Source organism: Sphingobacterium sp. SGG-5 (assembly GCF_011043525.1).
Lineage (GTDB): Bacteria > Bacteroidota > Bacteroidia > Sphingobacteriales > Sphingobacteriaceae > Sphingobacterium.
Genome location: NZ_JAAKGO010000001.1, coordinates 1 through 20,827, shown reverse-complemented (window position 1 = coordinate 20,827; position 20,827 = coordinate 1). Strand labels below are relative to the sequence as shown.

The window sequence follows — 20,827 nt, the reverse complement described above, 5'->3', positions numbered from 1 at the left end:
AAAAAATGAAATATAGCATAAATCTGGTTCTTATCGTATTGTTTTTTGCATGCGGTAAAACTATCCCTTCCGATCCTAAGAAAGACCCTATAGTCGTAGAAGAGAAAGATGGCGACCAAGACACAGGCAGTCCTCAAGAAGTTGTGGTCTCTTTTGACGATCCAAAAATTCAATACGAAGGCCGTGTCGAGATCGAAGGAAAAGATGGAGCATATCTGTATTGGTCGGGCACCGCCGTGCGGTTAAATTTTCAGGGGAAAGGCGTTAGAGTCTCGTTGCAGGATTTTAGTCCGAATAACGAAAACTACTTTTATGTCATCGTCGATGGACAGGTACAAGGTAAGATAAAAGTAGATAGGGTACGGAGATTTTACACACTGGCTGAGAATCTGAATGAGGGAACGCATCGTGTCGAGCTGTTTAAGATTAATCATATGAATGCAGGTTATGGTAGAAGTTATACGAAGTTATTCGGTTTTAAGCTCATCGGTGAAGGAAAAATCTTGGATCCATCTCCACTCAAACAACGGAAGATTGAATTTTATGGTAACTCCATTACCTGTGGACGATCTAATGAAGATGATACAGATACGGATAGTCCTGCGAGTATATATGAAAATAACTATCTAGCGTATGGGGCCATTACAGCTCGGCATTTTAATGCGCAGTACCACTGTATAGCCATGAGTGGTATAGGGCTTTCTATAGGTTATACCAATATCATCATGCCCGAACTGTATGATCGGATAAATCCATTTGATGAAATCAAAAAATGGGATTTTACGCAATATATTCCTGATATCGTAGTGGTCAACCTCTTTCAAAATGACGCTTCTGTACTAAATACACCTTCATATAATCCAAGCGAATTTCAAAAACGCTATGGAGGCGTACAACCTACCGATCAGCAGCTGGTCGTGAAATACCAGAAGTTTCTTGCTGAGATAAGGACGAAATATCCGGATGCACATATTGTATGTACATTGGGAAGTATGAATGCAGTTGTGTTTCAGGGAGGACGTTATACTCAGATTATCAGCGATGCAGTTGCGGGACTCTTCGATGAAAAAATATATACACATTTCTTTAGCTATAAAAATACACCGCGGCATCCTAATGTGGCCGAACATCAGGAGATGGCGAATAGTTTGATTGCGTTTATAACAGATAATATAGATTGGTAGGGTAATCCGGTAAAAAACGATACTTCCCATATTGCAAGAAAAGAGAAATTTTGTTTCTTTGAAGGAATACCATTATGTTTGTTTGAGCAATGTAGGTCATTTTTATCGTATCCTAAACCATGTGTAGATTTTTTATTTTTAGCAGTAGCTTACTTGTATGGATATGTTGTGGTGTTCTGTTTCCTATCGGAGAACTACATGCACAACAAGATGATTTCGATAAAAAATACAACGAAATATATGTCCGCATCTCGGCTTTAGACGGTCCGAAGGCATTACAACTGGCCGATTCATTGCTGACCATTTCGAAAGATAGGGAACAGCGTGTCAAGTCGCATATGCTATTAGCCGGCATTCATCATAGCTTGGGTAATCGCGTTCAGGAATTTGAAGAAGCACTGAAAGCGCAGAAACTAGCGAGAGATGCTTCTCTTATAGCGTGGCAGGCCCGCATTTCAGGTTTTTTGGCAACTTCTTTTCGGCATGTAGGGCTGATGTATGAATCGCAGAAACACCTTGGTCTGGCCGAAAAAGCGAATGAAGGTCAAAAAGATGCCCCTGGTTATTTATTGACGAAAATCAATATTGCCCATGAGAGAGCCCTTCATGCCCAGGAAGATGAGCGGTATGAAGAAGCACTTAAACCGTTGACAGAAGCCCGGGACATATTGAAATCCATGGATCAGCAAGATGCGAGGATGCACCTTATAAGAGGTACCAACGACCAGCTTCTCGCAGTTTCTTATCTTAAATTGGGAAAGCTCGATCCGGCGGATTCATTGCTCCGTACAGCCTTGTCAAAAATCGAGGGTGAAGAAAATAATCTAAAGCCATATATCTATCGGGCGCAAGCAGAAGTGGCAATCAGCAGAGGGCAGGCTGATTCAAGCCTGCATTATCTGAAGATGGCAGAACCTTATTTGGCGTCATCAGAAAGAGAGGAGCTTAAAATGCTGTTGTACGATACCTTTTCCCGATATCATCGGCAATTTGGTGATCAGGCACAAGCCATCCGATACCAGGATATGTTTGCGAGTGTAAAAGAGGCACGGTCACGATCCGCAAAAAATATTGCCGACGAACTCGTAAATAAGTTGGAATTAGAGCGACGGAAAAGTGAAGATAATATGCTTTTTGCTGGCTTTTTTATTTTTCTTTTGATTTCAACATTGATGATGGTTTTGCTTTATCTCACCCGTAAACGAAAGCTGGAGAAGCAATATTATCTGGGATTGGTGGAGCGTCTAAAGGCGGGGAATATTGATTTTAATATCTTGAAGGAGCAATCTAATGGTGAGATGACAGATCTCGAAGATCCGAAAGAACAACTGATTTCTGGAGATACGGAAGAGCGTCTATTGGAAACATTGGTTAAGCTGGAGGAAGAAATGTTCTTTTTAGACAAAGAAGTGTCGTTGACAAAATTGGCCACACAGTTTGACACCAATCCCCGTTATATCTCTTATATTATAAAAAAACATCGGGGTAAAGATTTTAATAATTATATCCAACATAGCCGTATACATTATATCATCAACAGAATCCGGTCAGATAAAGATCTATTAGATTATAAATTGTCCTATCTTGCCGATATGGCTGGTTTTTCGAGCCACAGCAAATTCTCTTCTATTTTTAAAACGGTTACCGGACTACCTCCCTCGGTGTTCATTCATTTTGCAAAAAGCGAGTTTGATAAGAAGAGTAAATTTTAATACATTTCCCATGTAGTGTTTTCGCTACAAAAAATAATATAGTATTCTTTCTTTATTGTATTGCGTGAAGCGAAGCTCTAACTTTGTAGGGTTTAAATAATGAGGCAATGTTTTAGCGCGATATGATTCAATATTAACCCGAGGTGTAGAGTGCCTTTAAGATTAGTGGTGTTATGCCCCTTAAGATATCCTTCCGTTACTACCAGATACCGTGTTTTTAGCCTTATTGTGTGATATAATATGAAATGATATTACGTTTTAATTTTTTAACATTAAAAATAGGATATAAACGATAGTTTTATGAGACTTATTGGGTTGCTTATCGTTTTATTTTCCATATATATAAATATGGCTCATGCGCAGCAGAAGCTGTCCGATGGAAGTGAAGGAGGAGAATTCGTCGCCAATACGAATGCTATTTTGGAGTTGGCGAGCAAATCCAAGGGGCTACTTCACGCACGGGTAGCATTAGAGCGTACAGATCTTCCAGCGCCACTTTCCACGCATGTTGCAGGTATGATGGTGTTTAACACAACCCCCAAGAATGATGTTGTTGTCGGTATATATTATAATGACGGTAGCAAATGGGTATTGGCTTCCGGAAGTGCGGACGCCAATGCCAGTCAGGTGGATTACGACAATGAGGCATCTGGACTTCAATCAAACAGTGTACAGGAAGCTATAGATGAACTATGGAGTAAGCTAGATGTAGAGAAAACCAATATCGTGGAGACAGGTGTGGATTATACTGCAAAGATGAATGATGCGGTGATATTGGGTGATGCAAGCAGTGGTCATGTGACTATTACACTGCCACCGGCAACAGGTAATAAAGGGAAAAAGTATACCATCAAGAAAGAAGATACCAATGAAGATGGGTATGTGAACGTGATCGGAAATATCATTGGTGTACCTGCGGGTAATCTCTATACAGCTCTACCGTATTCGGGATGGGATCTGGTGTCAGATGGTGCGAGGTGGCGAATTATCAATAAGTTTTAAATACATATAAGAAAATCAAATAATTAACTGAATCAATTAAAATGCAAACAAATCAAAAAATGAAAAATGTAATATTAGTCGCTGTATTCTTAGTTACAGCGTGGGCAGGACAAGCCGTTTATGCCCAACAAGGTTTCGGGACGAATACGCCCGATAAGTCCGCAGCGGTGGAGATATTTTCTACAAAACGTGGTCTTTTGATACCACGAATTAGTATTCCTGATTTGAGTCAGGCAGCTCCTGTGACATCACCCGCGACCTCATTGTTGGTGTATAATGAGCCGACTGGCGGAGCTACGACGGAACCTGGTTTCTACTACTGGGACGGTACAAAATGGGTGCGTTTTGTTTCTGGAAATAACGAAAAACAGACTGTAGTAGATGAAGGGAAAAATGTCAAAATAGATTCTACAACAGTGGACGGTAAGACAACGTATGTAGTAGGTGTTGCAGGACATGCAACATCAGATAAGAAAGTATTGGTGACCAAGTATGTAAATGGTACGGATAATACTGATGGAACTACATCGGAATGGGTAGATTATTCCGAATTGATTAATGATTTTATCAGTGCAGAAAATGGTGTGAGCTATGATGATGTCACAGGTAAGATCACGTTAGGTGGCACATTGACAGAAGCAACTACGACAATCGCTACGACTGGTGCAACTAATACCCTTGCTATCACAGGTTTGGAAGATGTCACCACCTATGAAAAAGTGATGGTTTTAGGTGCCGGTGGTGTTTTGCAGGCTGCTGATTTGTCGTCACTGGTTCAAGCTGATAACGGTTTGAAAATTGGTGCTGATGCGACTGCCAATGAGGGGAAAGTTATATTGGGTGGTACTTTGAATGAAGTTACAGCTATTGGAACTGATGGAACAAACACATTGGCTATTACAGGATTGGAAGCCACCAACGAGGCCAACAAAATTGTAGTTGCTGCTGATGCCGGTGGCGTATTGCAAACGGTAGTAAGATCTATATCCGGAACGATTGCAGCAAATACAGCTTTAGCCACTGATGTTGCAGGTTATAATTCTTATGTGCAGGAGGTTAATTTGACGACTACGTTAGGAGGCACAGATTGGACGCTTACTTTACCTGATGCTGTAGCCGCTAATACTGGTCAGGTAATCAATGTCAAGATTATGAACGAGGATGATAACCATAGCGGTTATTTAAATATTATTGATAATACAGGTACGCTTACATACGGCGCATTACCTTTCCAAGGTTGGGTTCTAAAATCTAACGGTACAAGCTGGTTGATCGTAGGACGTAACTAGTCCGTGTAATTTTCTGGAGGTAGCATTTAGACATGAAGAGGTGTTTTTGGGGTTTTGTCACGGGTATATTTCTAATCATCACGAATTCGTCCGTTCACGGACAGATTGGTCATGGCACCAGTGACCCCAGTAAAGCTGCTGTTGTCGAAATGCTTTCTCCTTCTAAAGGACTATTAATCCCGCGGGTAGCCTTGACGGGATTAAATAGTTTTAGTCCGATACAAGGTGAATTGCCTACGAATGAAGCGAAAGTTAACTCCTTGTTGGTCTATAATACGGCCACGACGACCATGGGTACAAATGAAGACGTCACACCCGGTTATTATTACTGGACGAGTGGAACTATCCTGACCTCCGGTCGGTGGAACAGACTCTTGACAGATAACGATGCATTCAAAGCCGCCTTGCCGAGGTTTTTCTATATGCCTTCGATTATTATCCCGACGGAAGTAGCCCACATTCCTTCTGAATTCAATAGTGCTATGTCATTTGACAATGGCACGAAAATAGGGACAATAGACCTACATGCTATCTACAGTGCCCAATTTAATGGTATATCGGGGTCTTCTATTAAAAGTCCTGGTGCAGGTACAGACACGTTACCTGTTATTCCCGCCAATGAGCTTGATTATTATATCACTTGGTATGACAATACCTTGTTTGATAACGTACAAGTCACCAATGCAGGGATATTGACCTACCACGTGTCGGCAACTACCGCCGACGAAGGTTCCTTTATGAATATTGTTTTTAAGGTCAGAGACACACCGTCTTCGCCATAATTTTGTGTGGTATGAAGAAGGACCTGTTTTATAAATTATTTCTACTGCTTTTTGTACTCTCCTTTGGGTCAATTGTAAAAGGGCAGACGGGTTTGGTGAGGTGGAACAATACCAACTATACTCCGACCGTGGTGGCAGGGAATATTACAGCTTCTAATATTACAGGAACTGGTATTACTTTAAGTCACGAAGCTTGGGGTGAAAATTTTTTCCAAACAGTAGGCTGGCCAACTCCTCAACAAAATGGAGGAGGTATTAATACATCGAAATATGTTGAATTTACCATTTCTCCTGATGCGGGTTATAAAATAGATTTGGATAAGTTCAATTTTTACTACAGAGCACAATCGAACGGTCAAAATTTTCAAGTTCGTTATTCCAAAGATAATTTTGCAACATATTATACTATGATTGGAAACACCAGTGTTCCTACCGGTTGGACAGGTGCTTCTAATAGTTTTTCTTCTGTAAATCCCGTTATGCCCGGAGAAACCGTAAGGGTCAGAATTTATGCTTATAATACCAATCAAAATTTTCATATTCTGCGCTCAGGCGGTGTTAATTATCCACCCACCATTACAGGAACAGTTTCCCTTGCTTTGTTAACAAATGCGTTCAATGACAACGCGATAACAGCACAAAATTTTCCGGTTGATATCGATATCTTGGATAATGACACATACAGCACCCTAAGTGCTATTACGATCACCCAACAACCGGCAAACGGACAGAATATTACTGTAAACGGATTGACAAATGTGACTTACACGCCAAACACAAATTATACAGGAACAGATAGTTTTAAATACACCATCACGGATGAAAATGGTACGTCCAATGAAGCAACCGTAAACATTGCCATAAGCCCTCCAACCCAGCCTACGGCTGTGGCTGATGCGGTCTCAATGATGGTAAATGAAACGAAGAACATCAACGTTTTAGCTAATGACACGCCGGGAAGCGGGGCTTTTGACAATGTGACGATAGTTGCCAATCCTGCAAACGGTATAGCTGTCGTCAATCCTGACAATACAGTCTCTTATACTCCGAACAACAATTATTCAGGTACTGACAGCTTCCAGTATAATGTGACGAATGTGCACAATATGACGTCCAATACTGTCACGGTAAATATTGATATAAATCACGTAGGTTTGGTTCGATGGGATGGTGCAAACTCCGGTTTCGATCCCGCCATTTTAGAATCTAATATCGCCGCATCTAACATCACCAATCATGGAGGAGGTACTTTAACCAATGGTGGACAACATAATCAACATTTTCTAACAGGAAATTGGCCTAATCCTTCCCAAAATGGAGGATACCTAAATGAGTCAAGGTATGTGCAGTTTACACTCTCACCCGTCGGAAATTATAAAATAGACCTGGAACAGTTTAATTTCGAGGTACAAATGGATGGCGGTAGTGCTAATTTTGAAGTACGTTATTCCAAAGATTTTTCACAGAGCTATTCTTCTTTTAATGGAACGATAAGTGGCAGTTGGGCTACTAAATCAGGGAGTTTGACCAGTGTAAGTCCTATTCTGCCTGGAGAAACTCTATATATAAGATTATACGTATATAATACATATAATTCCCTTCGGATCAGGCATAGTTGGGGAGGTTCAACAGGTCCTACTATTACAGGGGCTGTCAGCCAGATAGCTATGGCAAATTTGCAGATGACCAAAACGGTAGATAAGCCGACACCGAATGTCAACAGTAGCGTGATATTCACTTTAGAGGCAAAAAATAATGGGCCGGATAATGCTACCGGTGTAGTGGTGACAGATATCCTGCCAAATGGTTATCAATATGTCAGTAGCTCTTCGGGGTCTTATAATCCTGCAAATGGTCAATGGTCTATCGGCAATCTGGCAAACAATGCTACTTCTACTTTAACGATTACCGCCAAGGTATTGGCTGCCGGAAATCGTATGAATAAGGCGAGTATATACAGCAATCAGGGTGATCCAAATACGACAAATAATACTGATTCGGCATCGATAACTCCCGTTTTCCCTGATCTACAGATTTCTAAAATAGTAGACAATGCTACTCCAAATGCAGGTAGCAATGTTGTATTTACGATTACTGCAGAAAATCTTGGTCCGGCAGATGCTACAGGAATAATCGTGACAGATGTTTTGCCCAACGGTTATTCTTATGTCAGCAGTAGTGCATCACAAGGATCGTATAATTCCACATCTGGTAAATGGACAATCGGAAACCTGAATAATGCGGGAGCAGTGAACCTGGATATTACGGCAAAGGTGTTAGCTACGGGAACGTATAATAATACGGCTACGATAGCAGGGCAAGAATCTGATCCGGTATCGGGAAATAATTCGGTAACAGTTAATGTGACACCTTATATTCCATCTGCTAATTTGAGTATTAGTAAAATAATAGACGATGCTAATCCGCCTATAGGTGGGAATGTAACGTATACGATCACAGTACAGAATTTAGGTGACAATGCAACTACTGGCGTTACTGTCACCGATAAACTACCTTCAGGTTTTATCTATATCAGCAGTACACATTCTTCCGGAACGGCTGCCTATAATGCAAGTACCGGTAAGTGGGTGATTGGCAATCTTGCGGTCACTGCCTCGGCGACGCTGACCATCACCGCACAGCGGAAAGCAACCGGGGTTTACAATAATATTGCCACTGTAACACATGACGGTATTGATCCTGTGTCGGGCAATAATACAGCTAATGCAAACCTGCAATTGGGTTGTTCGACCTGTACGCATACCGTCAGTGGAGGCTCGATTATAGTTAATACCGGAGAAACGTATTGTTTGTCATCCGGATCCTGGACTGGACAGGTTACAATGAATGGGGGGACAATCTGTATAGCATCAGGAGCAAGTTTTACTACCGGGTCAATTACCGGAAACCTGAACGGTACAGTGATCAATCACGGTACCATGACGTTCAACTTAAATGCTAACGGGCCGCATAATATCACTTTTGAAAATCATGGTGTTTTTAATTCGACCAATCTCCAAAATTATAACGGTACATTAAATAATTATGGTACGGTACAGATGACAAGTGGGAATGCAATGTTCTCGTCGGGAGCGAATATCAACAATTACGCAACCATGACTCTGAACAATGTTCAAACTAACAATACCAATTTTATCAATTCCGGTAGTTTTGTAGTTAACAACAATTTCTATCTATTAAATGGAGGATCGTTTGAAAACAAAGCTTCTGCTACCGCATCGTTAAATATGACTAATGGAAATACTGAAATTAGAGGGCCACTCGATAACTCGGGTTTCATGGAGATACGAGATGCCAACGCAGGACAAGGAATTTCTACAGTAGTGAATAACTACGGGACAATGAAAATTTATGACAATGTCATTTTAGGTTCTGCGACATATTTAACTAATGATAACTTATTGGAATTTATAAATATAGGTTCGGTGGAATTTCAAGGGCCTATGTTGCAGAATAATAGTAGGCTGAGAGTCACTGCAGGTAGTCTATCCCTAAATTCTTCTATAAGCCAGATGGTGAATAATGGTGTCGTTATCGTGTCCGATGTAGTATCACATAATATTGCGGGTTCGAAGGTGGTTAATAATTGTAGCATCGTTGCTGGTAGTTATTTTGTGGGGAACGGAACATCAGAAAACAATGGATTAATATGGGTGACAGGGGAGTTTAAGGTTGAAGGAACAGCCTCCATTATTGTAAATGCATTGTCCGGCTTCATCAGGGGGACAGACTTCAGAAACTCGGGAGATATAAGTGGTTATGGCAGTTTTTATTTCACGGGTACGACTAATTTCCAAAGTGCAGGAACTATGGTAGGTAGCGATGTAAATAATCCGATACTTTTCTATGATACGTCACAAACGGGAAACCAAATTTTTGATGTTTACGTTCCAAACAATCCTCCGGTCAATACTTTTCGCCCCTCGTTTATGGCTCCAATGGATACGATCTCATTCAATTGTGATACGATACCACCTACCGTAGCCGGTTATCCTCCCACCACCTTGCCTTTTGATACAATATTATGTGAACCGGGTAACGTCTTGATTTCATTAGCAGAATTAGTCGAACCGCATGAGGATGTAGAGGAAGAATCGTTTACAGTTTTGTACAATACGATCAGGTTATTTGATTATAATGATTCGGAGAATGAGACTAACAATTCCACTATCTTGGAAATTCCAGGAAAAGGGACATTTACGGCGAATACTTCTACGGGTATAATTACATTCGTTCCCTTGCCCTCATTTACTTCAGGTGTAGTAGAGGCAGAGTATCGGATTTCCAATGAGTGGAATGGAATACCGCCTATCCATCCCAGCGACCGTACAAAAATCACGATTAGATTTATTTCCATAGATCTTCCGTCAATTGCCATTGATGCAGGTGTTAATCCCGTTTGTCTGGATCAAACGCTGACACTTTCCAATGGGTTGGCCGGAGGTGTTTGGTCAAGCAGCGATGAAGCTGTCGCCACCATTCTTAATGGCGTTGTGACTCCTGTAGCACCAGGTACAACCACTATTAGTTATACCGTGACTGAAGCGACTTGTTCTGAGATGGTTACAATGGAAGTCGCCGTGCAGTCCTGCGCGCCGGTATCAACCCGAAAAGTCATCTCCAACCCGATGCTGCGCAATAGGGTAAAAAGAAATTGATGAAGGATGAACAGGACGTGGATACTCATCGGTTTAATATGCTGTGCTTTCGTTGGGAAAGCACAGGAAGGGGCAGGGAGCTTTGAGTCCAGCAACGGTTTGGAAGTAGTTTTGCCGAATACCTACAAACTGGTATTCTCGGAGAGTCTTTATCTGGGGTCACAGGCAGATTGGCATATTGATGGCGAGGTGCATATCTATAGTCGGCAGATCTGGATTTCGCCTACAGCCAAAATTTCGGGATCGGGTAAAATATATATTCACAGTCCGGGCGACAATCCTTTTTACGAGAGCTGGACGGATGAGGTGACGAAGATAGATGGAAACAACGGTGACAATGCGATTGATATCAATATTGTACTGACTAATCCGAAGGGCTTGCAGTTGACTAACCTTACAGACGTAGAAATAAGCGCCCGACATTATCCACAACTCGCAAAGAAGGCGGCCTTACGTCTATCCAAGTCGATCGACTTGCGTGTGGATGGTGCCAATATCTTTCTAAATGGTCATGACCTTGAGATGGATACGCAGGCAGAAATCCTTAATCCCAGCTATAAGCGCATGGTGGTGACGGATAACTCCGTTCAAGGACACTTGATAAAGAATTTCGTGGGTATAAGCAATTGGCTATTCCCGGTAGGTAAGGAGGTTGGTGACTATACGCCGGCACGTCTTGCACCTTCGCAAATGAACAGCAAGGTATACGTTTCGGTAACAGATTACTTAGCGTCGGGATTGACTTTTCAGGATGAGACGATCGGTATGGATCGGGTGTGGAATATCTATGCAGATAGAGCGATGCAGATGGACTATACGCTGATACACAATATGTCCAGCAACGGGATTATGTACGTGGATGCGGATGCTCAGGTTGTTCAGAATGCCGATGGTAGCAACTGGGTGGGGGATGTGACACGACTGGACGGAGCCGGTATACATACACGAAAGGATATAGAAACAAAGTCTTCGTTTACACTGTCGGGAACGTGGTTTACAAAGTTTTCGCTGATACCTCCCGCAGCTGTGGATGATGTGGTTACGATCGAATTTGGAAATGACGTGACAATCCATGTACTCCAAAATGAAATTCCCGGATCGTCGGCGATCCGTGTCAATAGCGTCCGGGTGACTCTCCCGCCTATACATGGTACATACACGGTCGTGGATGGAAGCATCGTCTATACGCCGAATCCGGGATTTGTGGGAGAAGACGAACTGGAATATGAAATTACGGATGAAAATGGCTTGATTTCCAAAGCTCGGGTGCGGATAACGGTCATGCCGCGCGAACTGAAAATTCCGAATATCATTACGCCAAATGATGATGGAGATAACGATAGGTTTGTGATTTTTGGCGCAGAGGCATATGATCGGGTCGAGCTTCTTATCGTCAATAGGTGGGGAAATGAAGTGTATAAGAACATGGATTATAAGGATACTTGGGCTGGTGAAGGCTTGAATGAAGGTACCTACTATTATATTATCCGTGGACATAAAGGAACGGACATCCGCTTGTTTAAGGGGTATGTGATGATTAAGCGAAATTAAAGGTAGCTATGAAAAAGTATCTTTTCCTATATGGTTTTTTTGTGATGGGCATCTTTCATGCTCTTGGGCAGCAGAATATTCAGTTTACCCAATATATATTTAATTCGCTGAGTATCAATCCGGCTTATGCAGGGTACAAGGAAGAGTGGTTTGGCCAGCTGGGGCTCCGCAGTCAATGGACAGGATTAGAGGGGGCACCGAAAACGGGGAGCTTGTCTGTGGATGGGGTGTTGGACGATGTGATGGCGCGACATGGTGTGGGGCTTCATCTTGCCATGGATGCTCTCGGGGTGCAGTCGGCAACGGCTATTTACGGTAATTATGCACTGCGGCTCCCATTGAACCACCTCGGTGATCATCGTCTTAGCTTAGGGATTGCAGGTGGGGTCACGCAATATGGTCTGAACGGGCGAAAACTGTCCTATCATGATGCACAGGATTCGAAAATATCGGAAGGCATGATCTCCACTTGGAAGCCGGATATCCGTCTGGGGATTTATTACAGTAATCCAAGGTGGTACTTTGGTGTATCGGCGCACGATCTTTTTGCAGGTACAGATAGCGGGGAAGATTTTGTGCTGAATCAGAATGCCCTCGAAAGTCTTTACAGGAACATACATGGCTATCTGATCGGTGGAGCTGTATTCGAGTTGGAACCTGGGTTACTGTTGCGTCCAAGTGTATTGGTCAAAGACGATTTTCGCGGACCGACATCGCTCGACCTCAATGCGATGGTTATCTTTAATGGACGCTTTTGGATTGGAGGAGGTTACCGTATGCGTAGCCGCATCTTTAACCGGGATTATGCCGATTACTCCGCAGCGAAGTTAAGTTCGTTAAACTCATTTAGCGGTATTATGCAGTTCTATGTCACCCCAAAGCTCCGTGTAGGGTATTCCTATGACTATATGCTCAACAGTTTTTCGGGGGTGGAGCAAGGGACACATGAGATTACATTAGGTGTAACTTTCAACCGTGCTGCTGACAAGCAAATATTGAGTCCGAGGTATTTTTAGCTTACACATAATCATACACCGCCTCTTTGCTTTCCAACACCGTACTTCCCATGAGGTATTCATCGACTTTGCGCGCACATTCCCGACCTTCTGAAATAGCCCATACCACCAAAGACTGGCCCCGACGCATATCACCTGCGGTAAAGATCTTATCTACGCTCGTTTTGTATTCTCCTTCTTTGGCTTTGATATTTCCACGTTCGTCCAAAGCTACCCCCAGTTGCGCGAGGAGCCCTTCATGCTGCGGATGCTGGAAACCCATTGCTAACGTGACCAGTTCACAAGGTAGTTCACGTTGCGAACCTTCGACCTCTTTAAATTTCACTGGTCTGCCCAGTGTATCTTTTTCCCATTCCAGGTCGACAATAAGTGCTGCCCGTAGGTTGCCGTTTTCATCGCCGAGAAATTCTTTTGTACTGATCGCCCAGTATCTATCGCAACCTTCCTCATGTGAAGTTGTCGTTTTCAATAGCATCGGATAGGTTGGCCAAGGCATCGCTTCTGTACGCGATTGTGGTGGTTGCGGCATCAGCTCAAATTGTGTAACCGATTTGGCACCGTGCCTATTGGATGTGCCCACACAGTCTGAACCGGTGTCTCCACCACCGATTACCAGGACGTTCTTTCCTCCGGCATGAATTTCTTCGACTTCAATAGGTGAGTTGCCTACTCGTTTGTTCTGTTGCTTCAGAAAGTCCATCGCGAAATGCACGCCTTTCAGTTCCCGCCCCGGGATATTCAAGTTGCGGGGTATTGTTGAACCACCCGATAAAACGACAGCGTCGTACTGGCCCAGTTCGGAAGCTGGTACATTCTTTCCTACCTCGGCATTCGTGCGGAATTCTACCCCCGACTGCTGCATGATCTCTACGCGACGGTCAATGACCGACTTGTCCAGCTTGAAATCGGGAATACCATAGCGAAGCAGTCCGCCGACTTTATCGTCGCGTTCGTACACCACTACATCGTGTCCGGCTTTATTCAATTGTGCAGCCGCAGCAAGTCCTGCAGGACCGGAGCCGACAACGGCAACCTTTTTGCCGGTTTTGATATAACTCTTGTTCGGTTTTACGTACCCCTTCTTATAAGCAATTTCGATGATATGTTTCTCGATTTCTTCGATAGCGACTGGGTTTTTGTTGATACCCAATACACAGGCCGATTCACAAGGTGCCGGACAGATACGTCCGGTGAACTCGGGAAAGTTGTTGGTCGATACCAAAATATTATAGGCTTCTTCCCACTTGCCATCGTATACCGCGTCGTTGAATTCCGGTATCACATTGCCCAGCGGGCAGCCGGAGTGACAAAATGGTATCCCACAATTCATACACCGGGCAGCCTGACCGTTGAGCTGGTCTTCGGTAAAGAAATGTACAAACTCCTGATAGTTCTGTTTTCTGTTTTCCACAGAATCTTTCTGAGGAAGTAATCTATCAAATTCTAAAAATCCTGTTGCTTTTCCCATGATTATTCTCCTCTTATTTAAGCTACAACTAATTTCTTTTTTAATACATTTTTGTATTCCCGTGGGAATACTTTGATGAATTTGTGTTTTTCTGATGCCCAGTTGTTTAGTATATAAGCTGCCCTTTCACTGTTCGTCAGATGGCTATGCCGTTTCAGCAATTGTATGATGATGGTTTCATCTTCCGTGTCCAGCGGATCGAGGTCTACCATCTCTTGGTTACAGTTGTCACGGAATGTGCCCTGTATATCGTAAACCCAGGCTATACCGCCACTCATCCCTGCCGCAAAATTACGGCCCGTCTCACCGAGGATCAGTGCTCGTCCACCCGTCATATATTCACAACCATGATCACCTATACCTTCCACAACGGCTGTTGCACCAGAGTTCCGCACTGCAAATCGCTCGCCAGCCATGCCGTTGATAAAGAGATGGCCCGAGGTGGCACCATACAGCGCCACATTGCCGATAATGATATTTTCATGTGGCACCAGTGTACTTTCCTTGGCCGGGTAAATGGCCAGTTGCGCGCCGGATAGCCCTTTGCCGACATAATCGTTCGCTTCGCCTTCCAGTTCAAACGAAATACCCTTCGTATTGAAAGCACCGAAAGACTGACCTGCTGAACCTTCAAACTTGAAGTTGATCGTATTATCCGGTAAACCCTCTGCACCGTAGAGTTTGGATATTTCGTTGGAAAGTAATGTTCCGATCGTACGGTCGGTGTTTTTTACCTGGAACGTGCCGAATACCGGTGTTCTGCTTTCCAGTGCTGTTTTAGCTTGTTTCAATAAACCCCAGTCCAAGATCATCGCCATACCATGGTCTTGTTCTTCCGTATTGTACAGCGACGCTTCTCGATCGGTAGCGACATGCAATATGCCCGTAAAATCTACTTTTTTCGACTTCCAATGGCCGACATGTTCACTTTTTTTCAAGAACTGCGCCCTTCCGACCATCTCATTAATGGTACGGAAACCCAGTTCGGCCATAATCTCCCGCATCTCTTCCGCCAGGAAGCGGAATAAGTTGACGATGTCTTCCGGTTTTCCGGAGAACAGTTTACGTAATTCAGGATCTTGCGTGGCCACACCTACGGGGCAGGTATTCAGGTGACATTTACGCATCATGATACAACCTCCCGCTACCAGAGCGGCCGTTGCGACGCCCCATTCCTCCGCACCGAGGAGTGTAGCGATGACCAAGTCACGTCCTGTTTTCATCTGTCCATCCGCTTGAAGGACGACGCGGCTGCGCAGTTTGTTCTGCACTAAAGTCTGATGGGCTTCTGCGAGACCGAGCTCCCAAGGTAGCCCGGCATGTTTGATCGAACTGATAGGCGAAGCACCTGTACCACCGTCATAACCCGCTATCAGGATAACATCCGCATGCGCTTTTGCTACCCCGGCGGCGATGGTACCGACACCGGCTTTAGATACGAGTTTGACGTTGATGCGTGCTGCTCTATTGGCATTTTTCAGATCGAATATCAGCTGAGCCAAATCTTCGATGGAATAAATATCGTGATGTGGAGGCGGGGAAATCAAACCCACACCCGGTGTAGAATGGCGGACCCGTGCGATCCAGTCGTCTACTTTATGTCCCGGGAGCTGACCGCCTTCTCCCGGCTTAGCGCCCTGTGCCATTTTGATCTGCAATTCATCCGCTTGTGTCAGATAATTGGAGGTCACACCAAAACGCCCGGATGCCACCTGTTTGATAGCTGAGCGCATAGAGTCACCGTTTTCCAGTTTTTGATAGCGGATTTCATCTTCTCCACCTTCCCCGGTATTGGATTTACCGCCGATACGGTTCATGGCGATCGCCAAGGTACTATGTGCTTCGTGCGAAATCGAACCAAAGGACATGGCGCCGGTGGCAAAGCGTTTCATGATTTCACTTGCCGGCTCCACTTCGTCGATGGAAATTGGTGTGCGGTGTTTGGCAAACTCCAATAATCCCCGTAAAGTGAACATATGTTCCTTTTGGTTATTGATCAGTGCCGAATATTTCTTAAAGCTGTCAAAGTCATCCGTCCGACAGGCCTGTTGGAGCAGGTGTACCGTTTGCGGATTCCAGAGGTGACCTTCGCCACGTCTTTTCCATTGATAAATACCGCCTTCAGGAAGTAGATTGCGTATGGTACGGCTGTTTTCAAAACCTCTATGGTGTTTTGCCAACGCTTCACGTGCGATATCGTCCAGATCCAGTCCGCCGATACGGGATACCGCTCCACAGAAATATGTATCTACGACCGCCTTATCGATACCCAGTACTTCAAAAATTTGGGCACCATGATACGACTGTAGCGTGGAAATACCCATTTTCGAAAAAATCTTCAGGAGGCCACTACATACCGCCTTCACATAATTTTTCTTCAGATCTTCCCAAGTCAGTTCGGTATCCAATTGCCCTTGCTCTTTCAAAGTACGGATGCTGGCCAATGCCATATAAGGATTGATCGCTGTTGCACCAAATGCCAGTAGACAAGCAAAATGATGGACTTCCCAGGCATCTCCCGCTTCAACTACCAGACCTACTGCACCGCGGTTACCTGTCTTGATCAAATGGTGATGAACAGCAGACACAGCCAGGATGGAGGGTATGGCTGCGTGTTGGGAGTCGATAGCCCGATCGGAGAGAATAATGACTTCGAAGCCATCGCGGACAGCGTCGTCAGCATAGCGACACAGGCGTGCGATGCCCGTCTCTAAGGCGCCCGGTTTCCCGTCGGCACGGAAATACGATTGCAATGTTTTCGCTTGGAATACCCCCGTGTCGATAGACCGCAGTTTCTCCAACTCACTTGAAGTCAGAATAGGGTGTTCCAACGTAACACAGTGACAGGATTTTTTATCCTCGATAAGGATATTTCCCGCATTACCTATAAAAGTAGCCAGACTCATGACCAACCGCTCGCGTATCGGATCGATAGGCGGGTTGGTGACCTGCGCAAAAAACTGTTTGAAATAGCTGGATAGATGTTGCGGTTGATCCGATAATACGGCTAAAGGCACATCTGTACCCATCGACCCGATGGGCTCGTATCCGGTCAGTGCCATCGGTGTCAGGATGGTTTCGAGATCCTCCCGCGAGTAGCCGAATGACTGTTGGTATTTAAAAACGGATTCCTTGGACAGATAGGTGTACGTGACACGCGGTTGCGCCAATTCCTCCAGTTTGATTTTATACGTGTTGATCCAATCGCCATAAGGTTGCTGACGAATAAGCTCACCTTTGACTTCCTCATCGGTGCGGATATGGCCGGCTTCCATGTCGACGACAAATATTTTTCCCGGTTGTTGGCGTCCTTTTCGGATGATGGTCGCTTCATCGATCGGCAATGCTCCCGCTTCGGAAGCAACTACGACACGATCGTCGGAAGTAACGGCAAAGCGTAAGGGGCGCAGACCATTGCGATCCAAAGTGGCTCCAATGATTTTTCCATCGGTAAAACATAAAGCCGCCGGCCCATCCCACGGTTCCATCAATGTGGCGTGATATTCGTAAAAAGCTTTTTTCAAGGGATCCATCTGCGTGTTGCCATCCCATGCTTCGGGGACGAGCATAAGCATAACATGCGGTAAGCTACGGCCGCTATGCAGCAACAGCTCGACCACATTGTCCAAACAGGCTGAATCCGACTGCCCTTTGTCGACCACAGGAAGGAGAATTTCCATTTCTTCGTCCGTAAAATAAGGCGAAGAGAGCGAACGTACGCCCGCATAAAACCAGTTGAGGTTTCCTGTGAGGGTGTTTATTTCTCCGTTGTGTGCCATCATGCGGAAAGGCTGCGCCAACGACCAGGACGGAAAGGTATTAGTCGAAAAACGGGAGTGTACTAAACCGAATGCCGATACAACGCGTGGATCCCGTAAATCTTTGAAGTATGTTCCGACCTGATAGGTAGTCAGCTGGCCTTTGTATATGATTGTTTTGCAGGAAAGAGAAGCGATATAAAGTGGGAGGGGATATTCTTGGTGGGATTTGATTTTCTGGATGATGAGTCTTCGTAAGACGAACAACCTTCGTTCAAAATCCTCGGTGTCTGTTATCCCGTCGGGCCGTGCAACGAAGAACTGGACAATTTCCGGTTCGGCACTCAAGGCGGTAGGACCTATACCTTCACGGTTGACAGGTACGGCTCGGAAGCCAAGGAAATCCATCTTTCGATCGGCGGCGGCATCTTGGATAACCGTTCTGCATATCGCGTTAAGTTCTGGCTCTTTGGGTAGGAAAACCATGCCCACACCGTAATAGCCTGGCTCCTGCAGCTGTATGCCCAAGTGGATACATTCTTCCCACAAAAACTCATGAGGTAACTGTATCATTATTCCTGCACCATCCCCACTTTCGGGATCACATCCACATGCACCACGGTGTTCCATGTTTTCCAACATCGTCAATGCATCCTTCACCTGCGTATGTGATTTTTGCCCTTTGATGTGGGCGACAAACCCTACTCCACACGCATCATGTTCAAATTCCGGGTTATAAAGTCCTTCTTGCTGCATTTTATTAAATCTTTTATTCTTATCAAAACAGTTTGCTAATATAGAAATTATTCATCATAAAATTTGTAAAAAAATCAAAAAAAATATAGTTTACTTATGTTATTGGTAATTATTCTAAATAATATTGAGGAATTTGTATTTTGGTTTTTTGTAGGTTTACAGGGTTACGAGGTTACATAGCTTTTACAAGGTTATAAAGTCGCGAGGTTATGAAGTTAAGGAATTTGAGATGTTAGACATTAGATTTGAGTATTGAGATATGAGATAAGAAAATTAGAAAAGAAAGAAATACAGCGAGAGACAAGCAGAACCCGTACAAGGGCTAAAAATGTCGCCTTTGGTCAGATGCGGTTTGTAAGAGGAAGCATTAGCTTAGTAGCATCTGGGCACAGCGACGAGGCTTGGGCACTTGGCCGATACCAAGTGCCTGCCTGTCCGGCAAGAGAACAACCCCGTCCGGAAGGGCAAAAAACTTCGTGCCTAGACGCGAAATCTAAATCAAATCAAATGCTAGTGCAAACTTCAATAATGCTGCAAAGGATTTGCAGTCTATTTTGCGGATGATATTTTTCCGGTGGGTGGACACCGTATGGTCGGATATGAACAGTTGTTCGGCAATTTCCCGTGTTGACTTGCCGTTGGCCAATAGGGTAATAATTTCTTTTTCCCGCTTCGTCAGTTCGGCGAACCGACGGTAGTTGGCACGGATATAGCAGTCTTGGTCTAAGGTCTTGGTTACGCGGGCAATTAGGTTGTCAAGACCAAGAACTGGTGAAGAAAGCAGTATAATCTTGTTTTCTGTACCGACGGCGGCTTTGACTTGGACTACCTTACAGACGGTATAAAACCATGTATAATCTATATCGTTATGTAGTTTGACCCGCTGAAAGAAATTGTATTGTTTATCGAAGTCACCTATAACGAGGTAATTGTTCATTCCTTCGAATATAGCAAGGGATTCTTCAGGGACAAAGTATCGTTCGTAGTAGGCTTTGCCCAGCTCATTGACTTCATCTACTGAGGTGCCCAGATGTTCACAGCCCCAATTGTTCATATAGTTGCAACCTATAGGCTGCAATCCATCTAGGTCATGTAACATCAGTGAGGCAGGCAAAATATCACCGATATCGGGAATGCTGAGACTTCCTGTCCTTAATCTTTTGGATATACCATGCAACTGTGTTTCCAGTAGGTCCATAATTAGATTACCAAAATGTCTTTTATTTCGGATTGGTAAAAAATTGACCTAAATTAATGAAAGTCTGGTAACGTTGCAAGAGGTTTTTGTTATTCTTGCATTCACTAAAGTAGTGCTTTTTGGTGATTTATTCCGATTCGGCTCTTTTTTGTGATCGACTTACACACCTCACAGGATACCCCGATACAATGTCGGTCTGGAGTTTTTCCTTGTTAGGAAACTGTTATCCCTAATTAGGTTTGGAGTTTTCCTTGTTGGAGAAACTGTATCTCCGGTTGGGAAACTGTTATCCCTAATTAGGTTTGGAGTTTTGTCTTATACTGAAATGCCTTGACATAAAAAGTCAAGTAAAATGAATAAATTAAGTATCAACCTATCCGACAATATGGAAGGTTTTGCACAGGAAGAGGTAGATTACAGCAAGTATGAGCC

Annotated in this window: 11 protein-coding genes; 8 read left to right on the top strand and 3 right to left on the bottom strand. The window is 44.0% G+C overall.

All coding sequences use genetic code 11. The features are described 5' to 3' along the window. The first annotated feature begins 5 nt into the window (after window positions 1–5). From G5B30_RS00055 to G5B30_RS00020, 8 genes are all read left to right on the top strand, one after another. Window positions 6–1,184 carry an SGNH/GDSL hydrolase family protein gene (locus G5B30_RS00055; protein ID WP_165317912.1) on the top strand — a complete coding sequence of 393 codons (1,179 nt, stop codon included), beginning with the start codon at window positions 6–8 and terminating at the stop codon, window positions 1,182–1,184. Between the two features lie 119 nt (window positions 1,185–1,303). Further along, window positions 1,304–2,896: a helix-turn-helix domain-containing protein gene (locus G5B30_RS00050; protein WP_165317911.1), complete on the top strand. Its 1,593-nt coding sequence runs from the start codon at window positions 1,304–1,306 to the stop codon at window positions 2,894–2,896. A gap of 300 nt (window positions 2,897–3,196) precedes the next feature. Beyond that, the gene (locus G5B30_RS00045; RefSeq protein WP_165317910.1) at window positions 3,197–3,898 is read left to right on the top strand and encodes a hypothetical protein; all 702 of its coding nucleotides are present in this window, start codon (window positions 3,197–3,199) and stop codon (window positions 3,896–3,898) included. 59 nt (window positions 3,899–3,957) lie between these two features. Next, on the top strand, window positions 3,958–5,187 hold the full coding sequence (locus G5B30_RS00040) for a hypothetical protein (RefSeq protein ID WP_165317909.1): 1,230 nt from the start codon (window positions 3,958–3,960) through the stop codon (window positions 5,185–5,187). 32 nt (window positions 5,188–5,219) lie between these two features. Then, window positions 5,220–5,969, top strand: coding sequence for a hypothetical protein (locus G5B30_RS00035; RefSeq protein ID WP_165317908.1), 750 nt, complete (start codon window positions 5,220–5,222; stop codon window positions 5,967–5,969). A gap of 11 nt (window positions 5,970–5,980) precedes the next feature. Then, complete coding sequence (locus tag G5B30_RS00030; protein ID WP_165317907.1) at window positions 5,981–10,648, top strand: Ig-like domain-containing protein; 4,668 nt, start codon at window positions 5,981–5,983, stop codon at window positions 10,646–10,648. Window positions 10,649–10,654: 6 nt separating this feature from the next. Next, window positions 10,655–12,199, top strand: a complete 1,545-nt coding sequence (locus tag G5B30_RS00025) for a gliding motility-associated C-terminal domain-containing protein (protein ID WP_165317906.1) — start codon at window positions 10,655–10,657, stop codon at window positions 12,197–12,199. A gap of 8 nt (window positions 12,200–12,207) precedes the next feature. Further along, window positions 12,208–13,215 (top strand): type IX secretion system membrane protein PorP/SprF, encoded by a 1,008-nt coding sequence (locus tag G5B30_RS00020; RefSeq protein ID WP_165317905.1) that lies wholly within the window; start codon window positions 12,208–12,210, stop codon window positions 13,213–13,215. Between the two features lies 1 nt (window position 13,216). Here the strand turns inward: G5B30_RS00020 and G5B30_RS00015 are convergent, their stop codons facing one another. The 3 genes from G5B30_RS00015 to G5B30_RS00005 form a co-directional block, all read right to left on the bottom strand. Beyond that, the gene (locus tag G5B30_RS00015; protein WP_165317904.1) at window positions 13,217–14,683 is read right to left on the bottom strand and encodes a glutamate synthase subunit beta; all 1,467 of its coding nucleotides are present in this window, start codon (window positions 14,681–14,683) and stop codon (window positions 13,217–13,219) included. A 17-nt stretch (window positions 14,684–14,700) separates the two neighbouring features. Next, the gene (gene gltB, locus G5B30_RS00010) at window positions 14,701–19,197 is read right to left on the bottom strand and encodes a glutamate synthase large subunit (RefSeq protein ID WP_165317903.1); all 4,497 of its coding nucleotides are present in this window, start codon (window positions 19,195–19,197) and stop codon (window positions 14,701–14,703) included. Window positions 19,198–19,690: 493 nt separating this feature from the next. After that, entirely contained in the window at window positions 19,691–20,395 is a 705-nt protein-coding gene (locus G5B30_RS00005; protein WP_206366955.1) for a response regulator transcription factor, read from the bottom strand. Window positions 20,396–20,827 lie beyond the last annotated feature (432 nt).

What these genes read in the sequence shown, in the direction of transcription:
- G5B30_RS00055 (WP_165317912.1), top strand. Translation starts at nt 6, where the DNA reads ATGAAATATAGCATAAATCTGGTTCTTATCGTATTGTTTTTTGCATGC.
- G5B30_RS00050 (WP_165317911.1), top strand. Translation starts at nt 1,304, where the DNA reads ATGTGTAGATTTTTTATTTTTAGCAGTAGCTTACTTGTATGGATATGT.
- G5B30_RS00045 (WP_165317910.1), top strand. Translation starts at nt 3,197, where the DNA reads ATGAGACTTATTGGGTTGCTTATCGTTTTATTTTCCATATATATAAAT.
- G5B30_RS00040 (WP_165317909.1), top strand. Translation starts at nt 3,958, where the DNA reads ATGAAAAATGTAATATTAGTCGCTGTATTCTTAGTTACAGCGTGGGCA.
- G5B30_RS00035 (WP_165317908.1), top strand. Translation starts at nt 5,220, where the DNA reads ATGAAGAGGTGTTTTTGGGGTTTTGTCACGGGTATATTTCTAATCATC.
- G5B30_RS00030 (WP_165317907.1), top strand. Translation starts at nt 5,981, where the DNA reads ATGAAGAAGGACCTGTTTTATAAATTATTTCTACTGCTTTTTGTACTC.
- G5B30_RS00025 (WP_165317906.1), top strand. Translation starts at nt 10,655, where the DNA reads ATGAACAGGACGTGGATACTCATCGGTTTAATATGCTGTGCTTTCGTT.
- G5B30_RS00020 (WP_165317905.1), top strand. Translation starts at nt 12,208, where the DNA reads ATGAAAAAGTATCTTTTCCTATATGGTTTTTTTGTGATGGGCATCTTT.
- G5B30_RS00015 (WP_165317904.1), bottom strand. Translation starts at nt 14,683, where the DNA reads ATGGGAAAAGCAACAGGATTTTTAGAATTTGATAGATTACTTCCTCAG.
- gltB (WP_165317903.1), bottom strand. Translation starts at nt 19,197, where the DNA reads ATGCAGCAAGAAGGACTTTATAACCCGGAATTTGAACATGATGCGTGT.
- G5B30_RS00005 (WP_206366955.1), bottom strand. Translation starts at nt 20,395, where the DNA reads ATGGACCTACTGGAAACACAGTTGCATGGTATATCCAAAAGATTAAGG.